Annotated in this window: 13 protein-coding genes; 3 read left to right on the top strand and 10 right to left on the bottom strand. The window is 41.5% G+C overall.

Annotation, left to right across the window (positions count from 1 at the left end; genetic code table 11):
• Positions 1–6 precede the first annotated feature (6 nt).
• The 6 genes from ACQY4U_RS06975 to ACQY4U_RS06950 form a co-directional block, all read right to left on the bottom strand.
• A complete protein-coding gene (locus tag ACQY4U_RS06975) occupies positions 7–300 on the bottom strand; it encodes a co-chaperone GroES (protein WP_428328673.1) in 294 nt (97 codons plus the stop codon).
• 236 nt (positions 301–536) lie between these two features.
• Positions 537–887: a preprotein translocase subunit SecG gene (gene secG / locus ACQY4U_RS06970; protein WP_428328672.1), complete on the bottom strand. Its 351-nt coding sequence runs from the start codon at positions 885–887 to the stop codon at positions 537–539.
• Positions 888–898: 11 nt separating this feature from the next.
• Entirely contained in the window at positions 899–2,782 is a 1,884-nt protein-coding gene (locus ACQY4U_RS06965; protein WP_428328671.1) for a hypothetical protein, read from the bottom strand.
• A 103-nt stretch (positions 2,783–2,885) separates the two neighbouring features.
• Entirely contained in the window at positions 2,886–3,407 is a 522-nt protein-coding gene (gene lptE / locus ACQY4U_RS06960) for an LPS assembly lipoprotein LptE (RefSeq protein WP_428328670.1), read from the bottom strand.
• 4 nt (positions 3,408–3,411) lie between these two features.
• Complete coding sequence (locus ACQY4U_RS06955; RefSeq protein ID WP_428328669.1) at positions 3,412–4,656, bottom strand: sigma-54 interaction domain-containing protein; 1,245 nt, start codon at positions 4,654–4,656, stop codon at positions 3,412–3,414.
• Between the two features lie 84 nt (positions 4,657–4,740).
• Positions 4,741–6,267: a MiaB/RimO family radical SAM methylthiotransferase gene (locus ACQY4U_RS06950; RefSeq protein ID WP_428329733.1), complete on the bottom strand. Its 1,527-nt coding sequence runs from the start codon at positions 6,265–6,267 to the stop codon at positions 4,741–4,743.
• Positions 6,268–6,413: 146 nt separating this feature from the next.
• Between ACQY4U_RS06950 and ACQY4U_RS06945 the strand changes: the two genes are divergently transcribed.
• The 3 genes from ACQY4U_RS06945 to ACQY4U_RS06935 all read left to right on the top strand — a co-directional run bounded on the left by ACQY4U_RS06945 (position 6,414) and on the right by ACQY4U_RS06935 (position 10,855).
• Complete coding sequence (locus ACQY4U_RS06945) at positions 6,414–8,258, top strand: hypothetical protein (protein WP_428328668.1); 1,845 nt, start codon at positions 6,414–6,416, stop codon at positions 8,256–8,258.
• The gene (locus ACQY4U_RS06940; protein ID WP_428328667.1) at positions 8,258–10,066 is read left to right on the top strand and encodes a hypothetical protein; all 1,809 of its coding nucleotides are present in this window, start codon (positions 8,258–8,260) and stop codon (positions 10,064–10,066) included. Before ACQY4U_RS06945 ends, ACQY4U_RS06940 begins: the two co-directional genes overlap by 1 nt.
• A gap of 93 nt (positions 10,067–10,159) precedes the next feature.
• Entirely contained in the window at positions 10,160–10,855 is a 696-nt protein-coding gene (locus ACQY4U_RS06935) for a head GIN domain-containing protein (protein WP_428328666.1), read from the top strand.
• A 106-nt stretch (positions 10,856–10,961) separates the two neighbouring features.
• On the opposite strand, the gene ACQY4U_RS06930 is transcribed toward ACQY4U_RS06935, so the two are convergent.
• The 4 genes from ACQY4U_RS06930 to ACQY4U_RS06915 form a co-directional block, all read right to left on the bottom strand.
• Entirely contained in the window at positions 10,962–11,468 is a 507-nt protein-coding gene (locus ACQY4U_RS06930) for a YcxB family protein (protein ID WP_428328665.1), read from the bottom strand.
• A 13-nt stretch (positions 11,469–11,481) separates the two neighbouring features.
• Positions 11,482–18,534 carry a cell surface protein SprA gene (gene sprA / locus ACQY4U_RS06925; RefSeq protein ID WP_428328664.1) on the bottom strand — a complete coding sequence of 2,351 codons (7,053 nt, stop codon included), beginning with the start codon at positions 18,532–18,534 and terminating at the stop codon, positions 11,482–11,484.
• A 24-nt stretch (positions 18,535–18,558) separates the two neighbouring features.
• A complete protein-coding gene (ruvA, locus tag ACQY4U_RS06920; RefSeq protein ID WP_428328663.1) occupies positions 18,559–19,143 on the bottom strand; it encodes a Holliday junction branch migration protein RuvA in 585 nt (194 codons plus the stop codon).
• An 87-nt stretch (positions 19,144–19,230) separates the two neighbouring features.
• Positions 19,231–21,507, bottom strand: coding sequence for an NADP-dependent malic enzyme (locus ACQY4U_RS06915; RefSeq protein WP_428329732.1), 2,277 nt, complete (start codon positions 21,505–21,507; stop codon positions 19,231–19,233).
• Between the last annotated feature and the right edge of the window lie 72 nt (positions 21,508–21,579).

Genomic DNA, 21,579 nt, shown 5'->3' with positions numbered 1-21,579 from the left:
TAATGATTAGTTATTTAACACTCCGTAGATATCAGATTCTTTCATTATTAAATAAGTTTTACCTTCATACGGGAATTCAGTACCACCGTATTTTCCGTATAAAACAATATCACCTTCTTTAACAGTAGGATTTTTACCTTCTCCGTCTTCAGTCGAGATGGCAACAACAGTACCTTTTTGAGGTTTTTCCTGAGCCGTTTCAGGAATGTAAATACCAGAAGCTGTTTTGGTTTCTGCTGGTGCAGGCTCAACAATCACTCGATTGGCAGTACCTGCAATAGGCTTAATGTTAAATGACATAATTATAATCGATTTTAAATTTATAAAGTTTTCAGCTATGTATGAACATCAATTATGCCAAGCAAGCTTTAAGGTTAAAATTTGGCATATTAACTGTTCAATTGTCACTTTTAAGCAGCCCTGCTTTTTTATTATTAACGATAGCTTAACATCCTAATGCCATCGTGTCAGTAAGCTCCTTAAATAAAAAAAGGCTTTGGGAATCCCCAAAGCCTTTTCATTATATTTTAAATTGCTTACTTACCAGGTGCTGCTGGTTTTGGTGCAGTTGGCAATGTCATTGGTGCGTTTACAGGTGCATTAACCGGCTTTGAAGCTTTGTCAATTTGTTCCTTTAACTGCGGGCTGTCGCTTTTTTCGGTACCGCCTTTTACAGATACATTAATTGCCATTGATAATACCATTAAGGTAATAGCTAATACCCAGGTGCCTTTTTCTAAAAAGTCGCCTGTTTTTTGTACGCCCATTAGCTGTGATGAGCTTGAAAAATTTGATGACAAACCGCCGCCTTTAGGGTTTTGAATTAACACCATAAGTACTAAAAGTACACATACAACAATGGCGATGATCATTAATAATAAATACATTTCTTTTTATATTAGTTTGTTTTCTTTTCTAACTGCTCAATCTTGCCGGCAAAGTAACTACTTTTTTCCGGGAATTTCAACATCAATTTTCTATAGGATGCTATTGCCTTGTGATATAGCATCTGATCGGAGTAAATAGCGGCCAGTGTTTCGGTTACCATTTCGTCGCGGTCTTCTGAGCTTTTCTTGGCTTTGTTCTCATTATCCAGTTTATCGCTGCTTTGTGGTTTTATCTGCGGCTCTTCCTGTATAAAACGCTCAATAATTACATGTTCCTTTTTTAAAGGATCAAGGTTAAAAGGCTCGGCAGGCGGCGGAACACTTTTGTCAAGTTCTTCAACAGAGGTAATGTGGAATATATTTTCGTAATACTGCTGCTGTAACTCGTCGGTATTGGCTCTTTTTTTAGTTGTAGAAACAGGCTTTTCAGTTTCAGCATACGGCTGATTAATTGTTGCGTGCTCCTTACGGGTTTTATCCAGCCACCATAAAAACGAATAAGGCATTTTTTCGTCGTGGTATTTTGAAACGTCCTGCTGGTCTGCTTCTTCAGCAGCAGGGGCTCCAAATACAGGCTCGGTTGTATCAGCAACCGGCTTATTTTTCACTGGTTCTTCTGCTAAAGGCTGCGCTACCGTTACCGGGCTATCGTCAACCGGTGTGGCATCCTTATGCTCACCAAATGCCCTATCGAATAAAAAATAATCAGAAGATGCTATACTGCCTAATATCAGCCTGTCAGCCTCATCGTGCAGGTTGATCTGGTCAATGCCCACAATTTCATCAAAAGTTTCTTCCTCGATGTTGTGGTTAGGATGTTCAGTTGCTTCCGTTTGATGCGTTTCCTCTGGCGCTTCTTCGTGTGCTATGCTTTCGCTGAATGATGCTACCGGTTCATCATTTTCATGGACATGTTCCAGCGCTGCTATTTCATGAAACACCTCTTCAACCGGGGCACTATGCTCTTCGTTTGGGGTGTCGTCTATGTGTTCTGCAAAATGATGCTCAACAGGTACTTCTTCTTGCAAATCGTGGTGATCTGCCGGTGCAGCTACTTCAGTGTGTTCAACAGCATGCACGGTTTCATTTACCTGCTCAATTGGCTGGTGGGTTTCTTCTTCACTTTTAACTGCTTCGATCCCGGTATTGTATACCGCATTTGCGTGGTTGTATCCATATTCAAAAGGATCGTGCTTGCGCACAGCTTCTGTTATTTCTGTTTCAATAGCAGGTAATTCATCCGCAGGAGCATGTTCTTCAACATTGGCTTCATTCAATACCTCGTGGACTATTGATGATTCAGGATGTATTTCTTCTGCAGCAGCTTCAACGGGCGCTTCATGCACATGCTCAGGCGCTGCAATTTCATGAGGTTCATTATGCAGCGTCTCAAAAGATTCTTCAGGGGCCGGGGTATGCGAAATTGTTTCTTCTACATGCTGATGCTCGCCGGCAACAGTTTGGGTAACTTCGTGCTCAATGGCTTCGGGTTGATGTGCCCAGGTATGTTCCGTTTCTTCAATGGCAGATTCAGCAGCCGGCAGATCACTAAAATAGTTGTCTGCTCCACTGGTATCAACACTGTGTGTTTGATAGCCGGATAAATTACTTGCATGCCCATTTGGCTGAATAACAATACGATCATTGGCTACGCTACCAATGGCTGATGGCGAATTGATGAGTTTATATAAAGACCTGGCATTGAAATAAACAGATGCGCGCCTCAGGTTTTTTTCATCGCTTGCATGGGCAAGCAGGGCCTGTAAAATGCCGCTTTGCGGAAAATCATTAACCAGTCGTTGTAAATTATAGTTGTACAAATGGGCATCAGTAGCAGGATCTGCTAATAATTTCCATAAAAAATCATACTGACTGTTGTTAATATTTTGCTCCACGTTGTTGAAACTACAAATTGCTTACCAATTTGCAAAGGCTTTATTAAAAATATCTTCTGTTACCTGTTAATTTATATCTGCAATCAGGGCTTGCTCATACAAGCTAATTCCAATTTGCAAAGGCTCTGTTAAAAATATCTTCGGTTAACTGTTTATTTATATCTGCAATCAAAGCCTGTTCTTGCGAGGCTATATCGCCGCTAAAGTCTTTGTATTTTGAAAATGACTGCTCAAAACTAAGCTTTTTATCGGCATCGTATACATATTTTACGTTAACTGTAATAGTTAAACGGCTTTGTCCGGCAATTGGCGCCACGTTATTATTGGTTGCCTGGATAGATACCGGAGCAATATTATAATCGGTAATAGTACCAGACATAATTGCATCGGCCTCTCCCCTTACCACGTTTAAACGGGTGGTGTTCCTGATCCTATCCTTCAGTGCTTCGGTAAATTGCTGGCTCAGTGTATTTACTACCAGCTGTGCATTATTCTCAAAAAAATCAACCCTTATGGTTTTCATTGTTGCCGGGATAGATGCCCCGTTAAGACTTAAACTATAGGTGCACGCCTGGCTTATCAGGATCAATCCAAGTATTACTAAAGGCCCCGTTATCCTCTTCATTTAATTATAAATTTAGCTCTTTTATTTTTCTGTACAATGTTCTTTCAGATATACCCAACTCATTTGCCGCCAGCTTACGTTTGCCTTTGTGCTTTTTTAATGCCTTACGGATCAGGTCTGATTCCTTGTCAATCAGCGACAGGGATTCTTCCACCTCTTCGGCATCGTGGGTTATATTGTAAGGGTTAACACTGCCATTATTGTTGTTAGTGCTAATAACGGGCTGTTGCAAGGTAAATTGCGCTTCGGGTGTTCCGGGCAGCTCAATATCCCTGTATAATTGATTTAAAGTTTGTGTATGGCTGGCATGGTTAACTGAAACACCGCCGTGTTCAATAATATCGGCAACTAATTTTTTCAGTTCAACCATGTCGCGTTTCATATCAAACAATACTTTGTATAAAATATCGCGTTCAGAAAAATCTTCCTTTGCCTGGTTTTCAACACGCATGGGCAGGTTTCGTCCTGTTTCCTGCGGGATGTAGGTAAGCAAGGTTTGCGCGGTAATAACACGGTCGCGTTCAAGCACAGCCAATTGCTCGGCCATGTTTTTCAATTGGCGCACATTACCGGGCCATGAGTAATTTATCAACACCTGCTGCGCATCATCATCCAGCTGGATTGGCGGCGTGCGGTATTTATCGGTAAAATCTGAAGTAAATTTGCGGAACAACAGGTAAACATCTTCCTTCCTGTCGCGCAGTGGCGGGATCCGCAACGGCACTGTGTTTAAACGGTAGTACAGATCTTCCCTGAATTTTCCGCTTTTAACGGCATCGTAAACATCAACATTGGTTGCTGCTATTACCCGCACGTTTGTTTTCTCGACCTTCGACGACCCTACCTTAATATACTGGCCCGACTCAAGCACCCTCAACAATCGGGCTTGTGTTCCTAAAGGCATTTCGGCAATTTCATCCAAAAATATGGTGCCGCCATTTACAGTTTCAAAATATCCTTTACGCTCGCCTACGGCACCTGTGTAGGCACCCTTCTCGTGCCCGAATAATTCCGAATCAATGGTACCTTCGGGTATTGCACCACAGTTTACCGCTATAAACGGACCGTGCTTGCGCGGACTCATCTGGTGTATAATGTGCGAAAAAACCTCCTTACCGCTTCCGCTCTCCCCGGTTATTAAAACGGAAATATCTGTAGGCGATACCTGGTTGGCTATATTTATTGCCCGGTTTAACAATGGCGAATTGCCAATGATCCCGAAGCGTTGTTTAATTTCTTGTACTTCCATACCTCCCGTTCTCCGGTAAAGGAGAGTTAGTTAAATATTTTTATGAGCTCTTTATCTTAAACATACCCTAATGGGCATGCGCTATTAAACAGTTTCAGGTACAACTACGCGCCCTATCATGGTAGCGGTTGTACTTTTTTCAATATACACATTTACGTACTGCCCCGGCTTGTAATTTTCATGCACCGGGAAAACCACCATCGCATTCTGGTCGCTACGGCCGCAATGATCATTCTTTGATTTTTTTGAGAAACCTTCAATCAGTACTTTTTGCGTGGTGCCCACCAACTGCTGCAACCTGATAAATGAATGTTCCTGCTGCTTAGCCACAATCTCTGTTAAGCGGCTGTGTTTTACAGCTTCCGGAATATCATCGGCATAGCGCTTGGCTGCTAATGTTCCCGGCCTTTCAGAGTACATGAACATGTAGGCAAAGTCATACTGAACATAGTCCATCATGCTTACTGTATCTTTATGCTCTTCATCTGTTTCGGTACAAAAACCGGTGATCACATCTGTTGATATAGCACATCCCGGAATGATACGGCGGATAGCATCAATCCGGTTCATATACCACTCGCGGGTGTAGGTACGGTTCATTAATTCCAAAATGCGGCTGTTGCCTGATTGCACCGGCAGGTGAATATAGTTGCAGATATTATCGTGTTTGGCAATGGTATATAAAACCTCGTCGGTAATATCCTTAGGGTGCGATGTTGAAAAGCGTACGCGCAATTCAGGGCTTACCAGTGCTACCATTTCTAAAAGATTGGCAAAGTTCACTGTTGCCCCGTTGGTTTCAGCAGCTTCCTCATTTTCAATAAGTCCTTTTTCCTGGCGTGCCTCATTACTTAGCTCGGCATCAAGCTTGTCGGCTTTTGCTTTTTGCCTTTCACTATCCCATTTGTACGAATCTACGTTTTGCCCTAACAAAGTTACCTCACGGTATCCCCTGTTAAACAGGTCAACACATTCGTTAACTATCGATTGCGGATCGCGGCTGCGTTCGCGGCCACGGGTAAATGGTACCACGCAAAATGAGCACATGTTATCGCATCCGCGCATTATAGATACAAATGCATTTATACCATTGGTGTTTAACCTAACCGGGCTTATATCTGCATAAGTTTCCTCTCGCGATAAAAGCACGTTTACTGCTTTCTGGCCGCTATCAACCTGCTCTATCAGGTTAGGTAAATCGCGGTAGGCATCAGGGCCAACAACAACGTCTACTAATTTTTCTTCTTCTAAGAACTTCGATTTCAAACGTTCGGCCATGCAACCAAGCACGCCAACTACCAAACCCGGATTTTTAACCTTAGCTACCTTAAACTCTTTTAAGCGGTTGCGAACGCGCTGTTCGGCGTTTTCGCGAATGGAGCAGGTATTGATAAAAATAACGTCGGCTGTGGCAAAATCAGAAGTGGTTTCAAATCCTTTTTCTAATAATATGGATGCTACTATCTCACTATCAGAGAAATTCATAGCGCAGCCATAGCTTTCTATATACAATTTACGACCATTATTTTTTTCGTTAACCGCATCTAAAACTAAAGCCTCACCTTGTCTGCTTTCATCATGTGTCTTATCCGGAACAAGCAAATCCATCATCATTATAAAAATTAGTCTGCAAAAATACATAAATTTAATTACAGCGTGACAGATTGGCAGCAATAACATTTTTGTATTTTCATTGTTATTATTCAAAACCCATTTATATTTCAGTGAACCAGGCAGATATACACCACAAAAAACCGATGCGCAAGTGGCCATTTGTTTTATTAGCAACAGTAGTGATCCTTTCGGCAGCAGGATATTATTATTACTCAAAGTTCCTTGCATCCAACCGTTGGAAACCCATATTACAGCAGGAACTGAAGGATCTTGTACTCAGATCAACTGATAGCCTGTATCATATTGAATATTCTGATTTTGATCTTAACATCACATCGGGCGATGCTTCGGTATATAATTTTAAGCTGATACCCGATACAAATGTTTATAATAAGTTGGTAGCGAGCCATAAAGCACCAGATAATCTTTTTATCCTGAGTGTAAAAAAATTAGCCATTAAAAATGTGGGGGCACGTAAAGCCTACAAGGAAAAAATATTGAATATTGATAATATAGATATAGAAAAACCCGACCTTACCATTATAAACAAGCGTTATAAGTTTAACGATACTGTAAAGGTAGGTAAGCCTAAAACCCCGTACGAGATTATTAAAAAAACTTTTAAGCAGTTACACATTGATTCTATTTCGTTAAAGGACATCAGTCTGAATTATATAAACAAAAGCCACCCGGTAGTAAAGCAAACAGCCTTAAAGCACCTGGATATTAATATATCTGATATTGTTATTGATTCACTTTCTGACAAAGATCCATCCCGTTTTTATTATACCAAAGGAGTTGACGTTACCGTACATGATTATAGTATTTTAACCCCCGATGGCTTATATAAAGCCGATTTAAAAAGGATCTTCTTTTCAACCGCGCAACGAAAGATTGTGCTGGATAAGGTATCATTTGTACCAAGGTACAACCGTACCGATTTTTATAAGGTAAGCGGCACAGCCGGCGATATTTATACCTTAAAATTTAAACGGATTGATATTAATGATATTGACCTGCAAAGTTTTCTACGCGACCAGGTATTGTACGCAGGTGTTATGGATATAAACAATCCGGATGTACAGATCTATACCAACAATGCTTACAAAGGAAAAAAGACTAGTAAAATTGGTAAAGACCCGCACCAGGCGCTGCAAAATGTAGCCCTTGATATGAAGCTTAAACGCCTTAACATTAAGAACGCTAATATTAATTATTCAGAAACTGATGCCACATCTGGCGCTACCGGCGAGATCATATTTAAGCACACCAACGGTTATATTTTAAATGTAACTAATGATGATGACCAGAAAAAGATAAACCCCTATATGCAAGCCTATATTAATACCCGCTTTATGGATGCCGCCAATTTGCAGGTTAATTTTAAATTTAACCTGATAGCAAAAAATGGTGCTTTCAATTACTCGGGCGAATTGGGCAGCTTTGATGGCCGCAAGCTGGATAAGTTAGTAAAACCGTTGGCATTGGTTCATGTAGAATCTGCCGATATTGATAAGCTTACCTTTAATGTGGATGCCAGCAACTATGCTGGCAAGGGCCATCTTGAATTTTATTACAGAAACCTGAAGGTTGATCTGCTTAAAAAAGTGGCGGGTAAACCAGGCCTTCAAAAACAGGGCTTTATCTCCATGCTGGCCAATAAATTAATTATTGAAGATAATAATCCGGATAAAAAAGGAGTTTTCAGACCTGGCCCGATAGACCTGCAAAGAGACCCTACTGTTTCGTTTTTTAGCTTTTTATACAAGGGATTACTTGATGGCTTAAAGCCAAGTGTTGGTTTTGATAAAAAAACTGAGAGCAAAGTTAATACTGCTATTGTAAAAGTTAGTAATTTGCTTGACAAGTTTAACAAGTTTAAAGAAGACCGTAAGCAGAGACGAGAAACACGACGGGCTAAGCGCGATTCTGTAAGAGCTGTGAAGGACTCACTAAAAAAATTAAAGAAAAAAAATGAGGGCAATTAATGGCTTATAACCTACTGAAGCACAAATGGCATAAAATAGGTGCTGCTGCTTTGGTGGCTTTTGCAGTCGTTATTTCCATTTTAGCTTTTTTAGTTAACATGTATTGGTCGCCCATATTGGCCGACAGGGTTAAAGAAGTTGTTTTAAAAAGCAGCGACAGCCTTTACAAAGCTGATTTCTCATCGGCCGAGCTGCATATAATCAGGGGCTCTATCGTTTTTTTCAATATCACCTTAAAACCCGATACGGCAGTTTATAACCGTAAAAAGTTACAGCACCTGGCCCCAAACAACCTGGTTGAAATCCATATCAAAAAGCTTGTACTCTCGCACATCCATCCTTTTAAATTATATTTTCAGCATAAGCTTTATATAAGCCAGGTAATGCTGTATGAGCCAGTTGTAAGCATTAGCTATCAGCGTAATCATACTAAGGATACGGTTGAAAAAGACCACCGTACGGCCTGGGAAAAAATATCTAAAAGCCTTAATTCGGTACGGATAGGCAGTATTTTAATGGGCGATGTAAAATTCCGCTATGAAGACTATTCGGGTAATAAATTAGCTATATCTGAATTAAAGGAAATGAACCTGAGCGCAACAGACTTGCTCATTGATTCGGCCACACAAACTGATAAAACAAGGTTGCTGTATTGCAAGGATATTGTTGCCCAACTAAATAATTACAGGGGTAAAACTCCGAACGGCTTATACACTTATAAAATTGATCAGCTTAAGCTATCCACTCAAAAATCGCAACTGGATATTGAGGGCTTTAACCTAAAGCCGGTAAACACCGATGAGTTTTTTGCGAAAACTCATAAAGACCGTTATACTATTCACTTAGATTCCTTACAGCTCAACAATTTTGATTTTTTAAATTATCATAAATACAGGATACTCAACGCATCAAGGCTCACCTTAAAAAACGGCGATCTCCAGGTTTTTGGTAATCCAAATTCTTCGCCCGTAAAAGAAAACAAGATCAAAAGTTTCCCAAACGTTGCGCTTAACAATATCAGTGCCGATATAAAAATTGATACGGCAATACTGCGCCACATTAATGTAACCTATAACGAATACAATACCAATTCAAAAAAAACAGGGCGGGTTTCTTTTAACAGCACCAGCGGGCGTATTTTAAATATAACTACCAATAAGGCCGCTATGCAAAAAAACAATATCAGCAGCGTACAGCTTACCAGTTATTTTATGAACCGCGGCAGGCTTAACCTAACTTTCAATTTTAACCTGACAGATAAAAACAGCTCTTTTAATTATAAGGGCAGCCTTGGGCCAATGGATCTGCAAAATATAAACCCGGCAACCATGTCGCTTGCTATGGTTAAAGTGAATTCGGGTATACTTAAACAGCTTGATTTTGATGTACAGGCGGATAATAAAGGTGCTAAGGGAAAATTGACCTTTTTGTATAATAACCTTAAAGTAAGCCTGTTAAAAGCCGATACCAATTTAAACAAGTTTAAAAGGCAAACCATAGCCTCTATGTTTGCCAACCTGTTTATTTTAAAACATAACAACCCGGATGTTGCGGGCGGTGTACCCCGGTCTTTTTACATGGATTACAAGCGCGCAGATGAAACACCTTTTTTTAAAATGGTATGGCAAACTTTGCTGAGCGGTTTAAAACCATCTGTAGGGCTTGATAAAAAAACGGTTGATGCAACCGCCGCTATGCTTAATGAGCATAAGCTGAACAAGCAAAATCACCAGATAAAGAAAGAGGAAAGAAAACTACGCCGTGCCGAACGTAAAAGAAAAAGGCAGGAAAAGAAAAATGCACACTGATTTGTACAGGGTCAGATAATTAATGTGCTTAAAAGTGATTCTTTGTGCAACCTTTATCCCTAAACATGCATCTTATTACTAAAACTAAGCATTATGAAAAAATTAGCATACTCCATTGTTGCAGCAGTACTTGTACTTACAGCAACAATAAACCCGGCAAAAGCCGATGAAACACGCAGCGTATCAGGCTATAATACCATTACATCAAGCGGCCCGTTCAACGTTCATATAAAAATTAATGGTACAGAAAGCTTAAAAATTGAAGCAAGTGCCGATGTAACCAAAGAAATTGAAACCACTGTTGAAGGCAGTAAGCTTCAAATTAAATTTAAACACCATAACTGGGGTAACGAAAGCTATGGTAAAATAGATATTTACATTACCGCAAAATCACTTTTGGCACTTGCTAATTCAGGCTCTGGATCTATGGATGTTGACGGTACTGTTAGCGGTGAGGATGTAAATGTGATACTAAGCGGATCAGGCAGTATCTCCTCATCTGTAAAATCAGGACAGTTACATGCAACCCTTAGCGGTTCCGGTTCTATTCATTTAACAGGTAGCGCCAATGATGCCAAAGTATTGATCAGCGGATCGGGCGAGGTATTGGGTAAAGGACTTACAACAGGCTCGGCATCTGTAACCATAACCGGATCAGGCAGTGCTTATTTCCATGCAGATAAAACTATTTCGGCACGTATTGTTGGATCAGGCAATGTGATCTACTCGGGCAGTGCAACTGTTGATAGCCATACCCTTGGTTCAGGAAGGGTGAGTAAAGAAGACTAATCAGGTTTTAAAAACTATCGCACTTTCAAACATAAATAAGAGATCCCATAAAAACTGCATGGCCTACTTTGCAGTTTTTATAGGATCTTTTTTGTTTAAGCTTTGCTTAATAAAATAAATTAAACACCATTTTTATTCCCTTTTGCTTTACCATATTTTTAAAACGGATTATATCATCGTTATCTGCAAAACCTGCTTTGGGTAAAAAATTAAAGGTGCGGCCATTCATTAATAAAAAATACTTTTCCCGTTCCACCAGCTTCTCAATTTGAGGCCATTTGGTCATCAGGCTTAAACTTTCTGCCTTAAATTCAATTTTTTCTTCATTAATTGTGAAATATAAAGGCTCATATAAAGCAGGCATCTTTTTAATATTTTTGCTACAAGTGAGATAAAGCCGGTAAGGAATTAAACCACCATAAATAATTAGCAATACAGCAACTACCCCCGCTTCTTCCCACCACCGGCATGAAGGATCGGACATGATGGTATAGGAGAGAAGACCAAACGTGATCAAAATAATCACTATGGTTCTAAACCGCAGGTACATCATTAAACTGATGTTGAAATAAGTTTTAAGGTCAATTATGCTGGTTACTTTAATGTCTTCCATTATTAAGAGCTGGTTATTGCAGCAGCAATTTGAGGTTGATACCGAAATTGGTGAATGCCGTATTAAAGGTTTGTGAAGTATATGGCCGCGTAAGGTTTGAATCGTAAAATACATTCAGGTTAAACCGCTGGTTTATTACATAATCAATTGACGGGCGAACGGTAATATTCTGCGCGCCTGATGATACCTCGGCAGCTTGTACATCGGCACGGTAAATTAGCGTTTTATTATCCTGTAAAGACATATCGAACTTAAACGTTACATCGTTATTTTGCTTGGTGCCGCTAAACCAGCCAAACGGGAACCTGAAATTTTTGGTATGATAACCCCAGCCAAAAACAAGGATGTTTTGATTTTGCTGCGCCAGCTGGCTGTTAAGCAAACTTAAACTCAACGACCTGCTCGACCGGTACTCAAAATTTGCCGTCATGTTGTTTTTAAACCGGCCGCTTAGCCCAATCAAAGGCACAAACTCCTCAAAAATAGTAACCGACGAGAACTGGTAAAAAGGCAGAAAATCGTTATTGGCATCCCTGGCACTTACGGCCCCGTTTGCCTGCTGGTATTGCAGCAGCGTGGTATAGCCGGTTACGTTGTAAGATGAACGGTAGCCATGGCTAACATCAACAGATTCAAAAATATCACTTAAAAAAGGCACTTTACTTAAACCGTTATAGGTTATCTGCCAGTTAGGGATAGGGATATTAGGGAACTGGCTTAAACCTGATGTACCTGCAGTTTTACCGGCATAGGCATCCAGGAAAGCCGGCACCAATACGTTTTGCGAGTTAGGGCCATATCCGTCAGCATAGCCGGCGGTGGTGGCGGCTGATGAATTTGGATTTAGTTTACCCAGCCGCTGCGAAATAATGGTACGGTTATCCAAAAACTTCTGGAACGTTGGCGACGAATTATCGGCTCCCTTAATTTTTGAGAACGCGGTTGCAATAGTTAAATAGGATACACTATAATCACCTGTAGTTACCGGGTTAAGGTCCTGTATATTGCTGGAGCCATCAATAGATTTAAAACTTGTTTGGTAAGTATGATCCTGCTTTTTAAAGGCCATCAAATCAATCCGCAATCCTTTTATAGGTTCAAGGGTTGATTTTAATTCCAGGTCGGTATTCAGTGTGGTTACATATAAACTGTTTTGCAGCGTATCCGTACTTATCCAGCCGTTATTAATGGCTTTAGCCCTGATGTCGGCCTGGCTGCCTAACAGGAACCCTACACCCGGTGCATTATAGCTCAAATCCTCTCCTAATAAATTAGATTGCGGCAGGTAGCCCGGTAAAAAAGTACCATCGGTACGGGTGTACGTTCCGCTTATGTTTTTAATTCCTGTTAAAAGGCCTAATAAAAACCGGTTGAACGGGCTTGTACTCTCCGAGTTCATTTCCCTTTTAATGAATTTGAATTTGTTGTACAGCATATCAAAGTTCAGTATAGGGTTAAGCTGTACTTTACGCGAGTTCTGGATGCTGTTACCCACATCTAACTGCGGATCATTGAGTGCAAAAAGCGGCTGGGCCTGCCAGTTAAAGCTGGTGCTGTAATGGGCAATTAAGCTTGTCCAGTCCATACCCGGTATTTTGCTTAATGGTGCGGTATAATTAAAGTTGATGTTGTGGTTATAATTGGTGGTACGGCCCAATTTTTTCAGGTTTTGCCAAAGAGTATCAATTTTTAAACCATTTAATCTTCCGGCGGGTTCATCAACGGTTGATAGGTTGGTGGCATCAATATCCATAGTTAATGATTTTGATAAATTCCAGCCGATGCCGTAAACGCGGGTAATATTAAAGGTTTTGTTAAACGTGGTTGGGATAGAGATGTAATTGTTCGGATCGTTATTCCGCAAGGTATTTTCCGAATAAAAACGGTCAAAACTGATACTGAAGTTTAACCTTGATGGCAGCAGGCTATAATTAATATCACGAAACAGGGCCAGCATATTGTTTTTTATCACCTTACTTAAAGGGCTGTAATATTTTGGCTGGTTGGTATAATTATAGGCTAATTGCGCCTTATAAGTTTTCTCCAGGTCGTTTTCTGTCGTAAAATCATGGTGCACATATTGGCTGTAGGCATAGGTAGCGTTCCAGTTTGAAATATCCCATGCATGGTTTTGTGCCTTTGAATCTGTTTTAGAAATATGCACATTGGTAAAGCTGATACTCCGGCGCATGGTATAATCCTCCGCTGCATTTTTAATTGAATCGCGTTTTTGCGCACTGCTGGTGGCGTTGAGCGTTTGCTTTAAAGTAACATCGGGCGAGGCCGGGTCATACTCCGGCATGCTAACCTGCGATGATACATTTACATAAGCAGGGATATGCACACCGCTTTTATCCGGAAAGAATTTTCCGAGTTCAACACTCGCCGCTACATCATAGGTGCGGGTATCATTAAGGCTCCGGTCAGCCAGCCTTGAATCCAGCGAGCCAAAGCCCACCGTTGTTTTACTGCCGGATACGGTTATATCGGCAAAATCAGCAAGTTTGGTATCTAATCGGCCAATGGCGGCCCAACCGCCTTTTTGGTCAAAATCACTAAGCCGTAATTCATCAAACCAAACAGTGGCTGCTTTATCAAGGCCGTCGTCTCCGCTGCTGCTTGATGTTTTTAGCGGATTACGTACCCCTAACATTACCGTTGTGAGCCTGCTCAAATCAGGCTGACCAACAATAGTGATCCGGTTATGCCCGTCAGTCACCGTAAAAGGCATGGTAAACGGCCATGGCTTACCATTATATTTGGCATTGTTACGGGCAAGCTTAGCTGTTGTTAACAAGGATAGCTGCAGATCGAGCTCATTGGCATCCGGCCAGATAGACGATGGATCGGAAGTATTGGGCTGCGTAACTTTAAGCGGAATCTCGTACTCGTAGTAATTATCTACATAATCAACCCCTAAACGTACAAACGCGCTTACATCATTATCCTTTAGCTGAGCACCTTCGGCATGGATAAACATCTGCATGGTTTTATACTTACGCAGATCGTTATTAAACAACCTGAAAGCCGCACGCGAGTAACCATCGCGCAGGGTTGTTACCACTTCGGATAGCGATTGCTCATTAAGCTTGGTATTACTTTGTATGTTGTTATAATCGCGCTGGCGCTGTATGCCAGGTGGTACTACATAAGGGATAGACGGGCGGCTGCCGTTCTCTTCAATATTTACCGTACCCACATCTATGGTTGAGTTATCAAGCGGCGGGTTAACTATTGATGGATCGGCAATTACATTTACCGGGTTATTTTCTGTGTTGAATGCGCGCCACTCGCCTCTAACTAACTGCATGGTAGCAAAACGCAGTACAGCGGTATCGGCAAAGTTGGTCATGAACATACGCATATAGCGGATAGACTTAAAATCCTGGATACCGCCAACGGTTGACTGGTAAGCATTAATAGGCACCCTGAACTGGTACCAGGTAATATTTTCCTGGCTGCCATTGGCCAGTTTAACCAATGAGGTTACCTTATCGGTAACAAAGTTTTTACCGATAACCAGATCCTGCGGGCGCATGGATACTTTGTACTGAAAGTATTCATCATCCTGATCCATCGTGTTATCATGGTTTACATCCTCACCATCGGGCAATGAGGTTGATGCCGATGTTTGCAGCCCCAATATGGCCTGCGATTGCTCGGCAGTTGGTGAGTTACCATCGGTGCCGTTATACTTGCTATAGCGGCTTAATATGCCCGCACCAGTTTTATCCAGCTCAGGGCCCTGGTAGTACTGGTAATCATCAGATGATGGATCCGCCGCAAAATTGGTTGCCGCTGCTCCGGTTAATTGTCCCTTTACCTGCTGAACAACCGTACTGAATTTTTTTTGCTCATCAGCGTCGGCCAAACCATCCAAACCAACGTCCTGTAGCTTGCGCGATGCCGGGTTATTATCAAATGCATTAACTACGGGCTGCAGTTTGGCTACACGGCCCCAGTTTGTTTCATCAACGTTGGTTAAAGTGCCATCAACCGGCAGTCCATTTTCTAAACTCTTGCGTCCATCTTTCAATATATCTTCTGATACATTACCCAAGTTAAAATACAGATCGCCACCTGCTGAATTTTTTTTATAGGTGAAGGGATCCATCACCCAAAACTCAATATACTGTACGTTTAAAGCTTCAAAATCATTGGCGTTGATACCGCGGAAGATCCCACCCCATTTTGTTTGCGGCGTATTAAAAGTTCCGTCGCTTTTTAAATCGGTAGTTCTGTAATTGTACTGCCCACGTGTGTTTGGATAAAAAGCCAGGTCGAGCGTTGAGATATTGATAGGCTGCCCGGTTGGCGATTGTTTAAAAGGAAATACTTCTGTTTCCAATATCTGCCTTACATAGTTATTTGACAGCTCATTTTTGCTGACGGGTATGGAGCCGGAGTTGGTATAAAATATAGGATCGATATTATAAAATGCCAGGCGGGCGCGGTTAAAGCCATAACTCAGATCATTAAAAGCAGCCGACTCAGGGAACATTTGTGGTGTGCCCGAAATCTGCCAGCTGCTGGCACTCTTTACATCAATTACCGACTGGCTGTTTTCAAAATCATCCAGGTAAGATGTTCCGTTTTTTGAGCCCGCGAAATTTAGTACCGAAGGGCTGCCAGGCAACAGTTGGGCAAACTCCCCGCTGAAACTGATGGACGATGGTACTTTAGTATGGATGAAGGGGATCTTATCAACCAAACGGGTAAGCAAGCGCGAGTTGGAATTATAATTGGCATCAAACCCATAAATGGTATTGGAGATCGACTCCTCGCCAACAATTTCATTTTGGGTGATGGGTTGTTCCGTTAAGTGCATTATGGTGGCACCTAATAATAATTTATCATTAACATGATAATCAAACCGGGAGCCAAACAATGATTTTTGCTGCACCCCAAACAGTTCGTTGTTTTCTACCTTAACCGTTATGGGCTGGCCCGATGAAAGCAAGGCTGTATTTAATATACGGATACGGCCTGCGCCATAATCTACCGTGTAATCCGTGCCTTCGGTAAGTTTTAAGGTACCTGAATTTACCACTACCGATCCCTGCGGAATATTTACCGCGTTTAACTGATACTCTGAACCCCCGGTTGCCGAATAAGTCCCCTTTATTAAATACCTGTTAAGCTGCGGAAAAAACTGCTGCGCTATGGTTTTGGTTGAATCATAAAGCGGTTGGTAAACATAGCGTTTTGCCAATGCCCCCTCACTTGCCGTAAATTGTTTAGCTAAGTCTGATCCGAAAGGCTCTAACTCCGGGAATATGATGCGCCCGTTTTGTGAATCGATGGTGATGTGCTCTAAAAAGTCAAAATAACCGTCGGGTTGTTTGTTTTGCTGCTGATCGAGGTTGTCAAGGCCGGTAAGCTGAATCCAAAGTTTACTTTTTGTATTCTGGCCCTCCTCCATTATGGTTTTTTCAATGCCCGATTTATCATCAAGCCGCGTAATGGTCAGCTTAAAATCTGTCGGACTGATCTGAAAAGCATTTAGCGAGTAAATGTTTTTCATCATCAGCTTCCAGGTAGGCAGGCTGGTTTTAAGCAATTCGTTCTTAAGCAATTTAACATACAATACCTTCGGGGTAGTTGGGCTCACAGGCACATCGCTCGAAAACTCACCCACCTGGTACTGCACACCGTTGTAGGTGTATTGATAGGCAACGGCCAGCACCTCATCATTATTTAAAGAGGTATTTAACGAGATATAACCTAACTGCGGCTGCAGCGTATATTCTTTTGAGGTTAGTTTACGTGCGTAGGTAAGCTTGGCATAGTTATCTGCCCCGCCAGTACTCCTGAAATAAGTACCTATGGTATTCTGGGGATCGTTTGTTAAGCGGGTACTTGCCGGCAAATTACGTAACAATGAGTTTGATTGCTGTGTAAACCCTGGCCCCTGGAAGCCCGCAGGTAAGCCCGAATAACCGGCACCGCCCTGCACCAATGTTTTGTTATAAGGTACGTTTTCTCCCAAATCCATTAATCCCAATATATCCCTTGAGTCGGTGGTGATATTGGTACGGTTAGTTGTCCAAACCTCAATTTTAGTGATGTTTACGTTTGAACTGATAATGGGAATATTGGAAAGCGCCTTATTATAATTATTGCGGAAAAACTGCGACAAAAAGTAGTGCTTGTTGGCCTCGTAATCTGCCGGGGTAAGTTTAAATGCGCCCTGCTGCCCTTTATTATTTATGGTAATAGTTTTGGATTGCGACCGCTGCTGTGATAATATGGTAGTTACATCCAGCTTGCCAAACTTCATTTTTGTTTTAATACCGAACAAGGCCTGGCTGCCTGTTATCAGTGTTGTATTAAGCGGCATACTTACCGTACCGGCTTCAATTTCCTGGATGATCTCATCGGGCTTGCCGGTATAATCAAGCTTTATCTGGTTTTCAAACTGAAACTGAGCATCGGTATTGTAATTGGTAGTTATTTTTAATTTATCGCCAATGCTACCGGTTACGTTTAGCTGTATCTTTTGATCAAAATTAAAGTTAAACTGTGTACGCTGCTTGGTATTAAATAGCGGGTTTTCGTTCTTATTAACCTGCCCCTGCAATATAGCCTCAACCGATCCCTGTGGCTTTATGTCAATGGTTGAGCCGCCAAAGATCTGATCAAAAGTTTGACTGCGCACTTTAAACACCGGGATAAAACCAGGCTGCTGCGATTGATAGGCATACGTATCAGAAAGCTGCTGAAAATAACTGCGCTGATTGGCCCGTTCCATAAAACGTAAATACTCGTCAAAGGTGAGGTACTGTGGCGGGCGGTACAATAAGTTACCTACGCGCTCATACAATATATACCTGTTGGTAATGGCATCATACTCAATGGTACGCACCATGTTTGGCGGGTCGGCATCAAATATGCCGGCACGTAAACGGTAGTTCCTGGAGTCGGGGTTTTTAACAGGAATTTTAACGGTGAGCGAATCTTTTTTTGTACCCGGAGCTTGTTGTTGGGCTAAAGCAGGTACTATCCCGCAAAATGCAGAAATAAGCAGAACCAGTACATTAACCTTCCAGGTAAAAATTCTAATCAAGATTCAAGTTAAAAATATACGTAATTATAAACTTTTTAAGGCAGCTTTAATCAGCTGTTCAACCGTTAAATCAGTACCGTTTTTGCTTATTTCCTGATCCAGTACTTTTTCAGCTGCATTTTTTACAAAACCTAACATAACCAATGCCGATAACGCTTCTTCCCTTGCTGTTTTATTTAAAGGAATAGTGCTCAATGTATCTGAACCTTCTTTACGTAACTTGTCCTGAAGCTCCAGTATAACGCGCTGTGCAGATTTTGGGCCTATACCCTTTATACGCTGAATTAAGGAAACATTACCGGAAATTATTGCATTCTGTATTTCCTCCGGGGTGATGGACGAAAGCATCATACGGCCAGTATTTGGGCCTATGCCTGATATAGATATTAAATGTAGAAACAAACGCCGCTCTCCCTCATCAAAAAAACCGTATAGTGTATGGGCATCCTCTTTTACGTGCAGCCACGTAAAAAGTTTACAGCGTTCGCCGGTACCGATCTTTGAATAGGTATTTACAGATATATTGATGTGATAGCCCACTCCTCCGGCATCAATCACCACAAAAGCGGCGCTTTTAAAAACTAATTTACCATCAATATATGCGTACATGTTTTACTATAATTTATCTTTTTAAATGCCGGTAGCTTAAGGGATCAAGCTGCCGGCATGGTAAATACTATTTAACTGATCGCCTGGTTAAGCTTTTAGTGCTTTAGCCTGCGCATCAACTACTGCAATGGTTATCATGTTAACTATCTCCCGTACCGAGCTGCCAAGCTGCAATACATGCACCGGTTTTTTAAGCCCTAAAAGTATTGGGCCAACAGCTTCGGCACCGCCTACTTCCTGTAATAGTTTATAGGCAATATTGCCCGATTCAAGGTTAGGGAATATCAGTGTATTGGCTGGTTTACCTTTTAATGTCGAAAACGGAAAGTTCTCTGCCAACAGATCGGCATTTAAGGCAAAGTTTGCCTGCATATCACCATCAACCACCATGTCGGGATATTTTTGATGAAGAATTTTTACGGCTTCTCTTGTTTTTTCAGGGATCATACCTTCGTTAGATCCGAAGTTGGAATAAGATAATACCGCAACCCTTGGGTTAATATTAAACTTACGTACCGAGTCTTCAATCAAAACAGTAATATCAACCAATTCCTGCACAGAAGGATTTACGTTAACCGTAGTATCCCCAAAAAACACAGGTCCTTTTTTAGTGATCATCATGTACATACCAGCTACACGGCTCACCCCATCATCGGTACCGATGATTTGTAAGGCAGGTTTAATGGTAGTAACATAATCTTTAGTAAGGCCTGAAATCAATGCGTCGGCTTCGCCAAACTGCACCATACAGGCACCATAATAGTTACGGTCGGTTAATAGTTTCCTTGATTCGGCTTTGGTAACCCCTCGGCGCTGGCGTTTGTTATATAAGTATTCTGAGTAATCGTCTATCCGCTCGCAATTATCACGTGGGTCAATAATATGTACATCGCCTAATTCAATGTCATACTCTTTCATTATCTGCTTAATCTTGCTCACATTGCCCAGCAATATTGGTGTGGCAATGCCTTCTTCTTTTACAATTTGGGCGGCTCTTAAAATTTTATACGTATCAGCTTCGGCAAAAACTATCTTTTTAGGGTTTTGCTTGGCCTTGTTGGTAAGGCTCCTCAGTAATTTATCATTAATTCCGATGCGCAATCTAAGCTCCTCCGTGTAGGCATCCCAATCGGTTATAGCCTTACGTGCCACACCCGAATCAACTGCTGCTTTGGCTACTGCTGATGATACCTCGGTTATTAAACGCGGGTCCATCGGTTTTGGAATGATATAATCGCGCCCGAATTTTAGGCTGGTTGTATTATAAGCCAAATTAACAGCCTCCGGAATAGGCTTTTTAGCCATTTCGGCAATAGCTTTAACCGCGGCAATTTTCATTTCCTCATTAATAGCGGTAGCCCTTACATCAAGTGCACCCCTGAAAATATAAGGGAAACCTAATACGTTATTTACCTGGTTAGGAAAATCAGAACGCCCGGTTGCCATTATAATATCCTTACGGGCGTTTATAGCCAGAGTATATGAAATTTCAGGATCGGGGTTAGCCATTGCAAAAACTATGGGATTTTTTGCCATAACTTTCAGCATTTCGGGCGTAACTATGTTCCCGGCTGATAGCCCAACAAAAACATCGGCATTTTTCATAGCCTCTGCAAGTGTTTTGGCATCCTTGCGGGTGGTGGCAAACTCCATACGAATATCGTCCAGATCGGTACGCTCAGGCGTTATCAATCCATTAATATCAAACATTACCAAATTTTCTCTTTTAACGCCCAGTGCCAGGTACATTTTGGAGCATGATACCGCTGCCGCCCCTGCACCATTAACCACCATTTTTATTTTATCAAGCTTTTTTCCTTGTATCTCGCAGGCATTTAATAATGCTGCGCCCGATATAATTGCCGTACCGTGCTGGTCATCGTGCATTACGGGGATCTTCATTTCGGCCTTTAGCCTGCGCTCTATCTCAAAACAGGTTGGCGCCGATATATCTTCCAAGTTAATACCGCCAAACGTAGGTTCAAGCGCTTTAACAATATTTACAAACTCATCAACAGTTTTAGCATTAACCTCCAGGTCAAATACATCAATATCGGCATAAATTTTAAACAGCAGTCCCTTGCCTTCCATTACCGGCTTGCTGGCCTCAGGGCCAATATTACCCAAGCCCAAAACAGCGGTTCCGTTACTGATAACCCCTACAAGGTTACCTTTGGCGGTATATTTATAAACATCTTCAATGTTGTTTGCAATTTGCAGGCAGGGCTCGGCAACGCCGGGCGAATAAGCCATACTTAAATCTCTTTGCGAATTGGTGGGCTTGGTAGGAACTACCTGTATTTTGCCGGGACGGCCTTTTGAGTGGTAATTTAATGCGTCCTGGTTACGGGTTGGTTTATTCATCATCTCAGTTTCAAGTGCGCAAAATTACAATTCTTTTTAGCGGAAAGGAGAATGATATAGTTGGAAAGCATC

The sequence above is a fragment of the Mucilaginibacter sp. genome (genome assembly GCF_965277465.1).
In the GTDB taxonomy this organism is placed as follows: Bacteria; Bacteroidota; Bacteroidia; order Sphingobacteriales; family Sphingobacteriaceae; genus Mucilaginibacter.
Note: the sequence above shows the minus strand (reverse complement) of the source record. Positions and strands in the feature narration are given on the sequence as shown.